The 2,869-nt window shown below is 66.6% G+C and carries 1 protein-coding gene; it reads left to right on the top strand.

Translation table 11 applies throughout. The annotated features are described in order from the left end of the window. Positions 1–186: 186 nt before the first annotated feature. The gene (locus tag ACFX4F_RS21100) at positions 187–2,808 is read left to right on the top strand and encodes a TonB-dependent receptor (protein ID WP_380658318.1); all 2,622 of its coding nucleotides are present in this window, start codon (positions 187–189) and stop codon (positions 2,806–2,808) included. Positions 2,809–2,869 lie beyond the last annotated feature (61 nt).

Below are 2,869 nucleotides of genomic sequence, written 5' to 3' on the forward strand. Positions count from 1 at the left end.
GGCTCGGCTCTACAGGGGCGTGCGGACCAACGGTCCGCACCCACCGGAGCACAGGCCACTCCACCAAGGGCGCTGACTTTCGTTAAGAACCTGTGATGTATAACTGAATGCGCTTTCGTCATTGGAAGGCGCACTGACCCGCGTGCGGTACTGACGGCTCCTCCCCCGTTTGGCGTAGTCGCTTCCATGTATCGCACCACCCTGCTTTCCAGCGCGGTCGCGCTGGCCCTCGTCGCCGGCACTGCCGGCGCCGCTGAAACCGCCGATACCGGCAAGGACAGCACCACCCTCGGCACCGTGCTGGTGACCGGCTCGAACATCAAGCGCAGCGACACCGCCGGCCCCAACCCGGTGCAGATCGTCACCCGCGAGCAGATCCTGCAGACCGGCCGCTCCACCCTCACCGACGTGCTGCGCAACCTGTCGGCCAATGCCGGCAACAGCTTCGACGAGCAGTACACCGGCAGCTTCGCTGCGGGCTCAGCCTCGATCGGCCTGCGCGGCCTGTCACCGAAGAACACGCTGGTGCTGGTCAATGGCTACCGCGTGGCCAACTTCGGCTTCGCGCTCAACACCCAGGACACCTTCGTCGACCTCAATGCGCTGCCGATCAGCGCGGTCGAGCGCATCGAAGTGCTGAAGGATGGTGCCTCGGCTGTATACGGCTCGGATGCCATCGCCGGTGTCATCAATATCATCCTGCGCCGTGATTTCCAGGGCGTGGAGGTCGGCGGCGGTTTCGGCACCGCCACCCAGGGCGGTTTGAACGAGCGCAAGGCCAACCTGCTGGCCGGCTTCGGTGACCTCGAACAGCAGGGCTGGAACGTGCTGTTCGGGCTGGATCTGCTCAAGCGCGACCGCCTCGATGCTGACCAGCGCGCGTACACCCGCGACGGCGATTTCCGCGACAAGCCCGGTGGCCGTCTGGCCGGCTGGTCCACCGCTGGCGGCAACACGCTGGCCAACCCGCGCGCGCCGCAGCCGTTCTCGCCCTGCCCCGATGGCAGCGAGCTGCGTCCCTACAGTGACTTCGGCAGCACCCTGCCCGGCCAAGCCTGCGCCTTCAACGCGCAGCCGTTCAAGACCCTGCAGCCCGGCGCCGAGCGCCTGCAGGCGTCGTTGAGCGCGACCTACCGCTTCAACGACAGCGTCGAAGCCTTCGCTGATGTGCTGTACAGCCACAACAAGGCCGACCAGATCTTCAGCGCGCCGCTGACGGTCGGCCCTGGCCTGCGTGCCTACAATCCCGCCACCGGCACGTTGACCGATATCGCCGCCGTGCTGCCGGTCGGCCATCCGAACAATCCGGGCAGCGCGCCGCTGCCGTTCGAATACACCTTCTTCGATCTCGGCCCGCGCCTGAAGGACAACACCCAGGTGTTCTACCGCGCCCTGGCCGGCGTGCGTGGCACCGGTGAACGCTGGGACTGGGAAGTGGCCGCACTGACCTCGCAGAGCGCGCAGCGCGAGTACGTGGACAACTTCGTGGACCGCTACGCCTTCCAGCAGATCCTGCGCGATGGCAGCTACAACTTCCTCGATCCGTCCAGCACGCCGGGCGCACTGGACGATCTGCGCCTGCAGACCAAACGTCCAGGTTGGTACAAGCTGCACTCGTTGAACGTGAAGGCCTCGACCTCGTTGTGGGAACTGCCGGCCGGTGCGATCGGCTTCGCCTGGGGCGCCGAATTCCGCAAGGAATCACTGGATGCGCGCACCAGCGCGCAGGTGCTGTCGGGCACCGAGCTGCGCCCGGCGATCAACATCGTCGACGGCGAACGCCAGGTCAGTGCCGCCTATGCCGAGTTCAGCGTGCCGCTGCATCGCACGCTGGAGCTGCAGGTGGCCGGCCGCGGTGATCACTACGATGACTTCGGCAAGGCGTTCTCGCCGAAGTTCGCGCTACGCTGGCAGCCGCTGGACAGCCTGCTGCTGCGCGGTTCGTTCTCGCGCGGTTTCCGTGCACCGTCGCTGCCGGAGATCGCACCGGGGCAGACCATCAGCTACGGTTCGGTGGTCGACCCGTTCGATCCGCTGCAGCCGGGCGGCAGCCGTGGTGTGACCAACCTGCGCACCGGCAATCCGGACCTGAAGGCCGAACGCTCGCGCAACCTCAATGTCGGCGCGGTGTGGTCACCCGATGCCGATTCCAGCATCGGCCTGGACTGGTACCGCATCGAGCAGGACAACCTGGTCAAGCCGGACAGCGCGCAGTTCATCGTCAACAACCCGGACCTGTTCCCCGGCCGCGTGCAGCGCGATGCACAGGGCCGCATCCAGATCATCACCAACCAGTACGCCAACCAGGGCGAGCTGACCACCTCGGGCATCGACCTGGAAGCCAACCGTACCTTCCGCACCGATGGCTGGGGCAACTTCACCGTGGCCGGCAGCTGGACCCACCTGCTCAGCTTCAAGCAGCCGCTGGTGGCTGGACAGGCGCCCTATGACGGCGCCGGCAACAATCGCCATGGCGCCCTGCCACGCACGCGCGGCACCACCTCGTTGAACTGGGCTGTGGGTGACTGGAGCAGCACGCTGAGCCTGCAGTACGTGAGCGGCTATGACCAGCGCGTGGCCACCGCCACCAGCAATCCGGGCCTGCGCGACAAGGTCAAGCCCTACCATCAGCTGGACCTGTACGTGGCCTACGAGGGCATTCCGCAGACCACGCTGTCACTGTCGGTGCTGAACCTGACCGACAAGGATCCGCCGTTCGATCCGGCCGGCGGCTCCAGCGGCTTCGACATCAGCCAGTACAACCTGCGCGGTCAGTTCGTTTCGCTGGGCGCGCGCTACCGGTTCTGATTGCCGCTGTAGAGCCGAGCCCACGCTCGGCTCTTCCCTCGGAGCCGAGCGTGGGCTCGGC

The sequence above is a fragment of the Stenotrophomonas sp. YIM B13575 genome (genome assembly GCF_042787595.1).
Taxonomy (GTDB): Bacteria; Pseudomonadota; Gammaproteobacteria; order Xanthomonadales; family Xanthomonadaceae; genus Stenotrophomonas; species Stenotrophomonas lactitubi_B.

Coding starts and splice junctions, on each gene's coding strand:
- ACFX4F_RS21100 (WP_380658318.1), top strand. CDS start 187: ATGTATCGCACCACCCTGCTTTCCAGCGCGGTCGCGCTGGCCCTCGTC.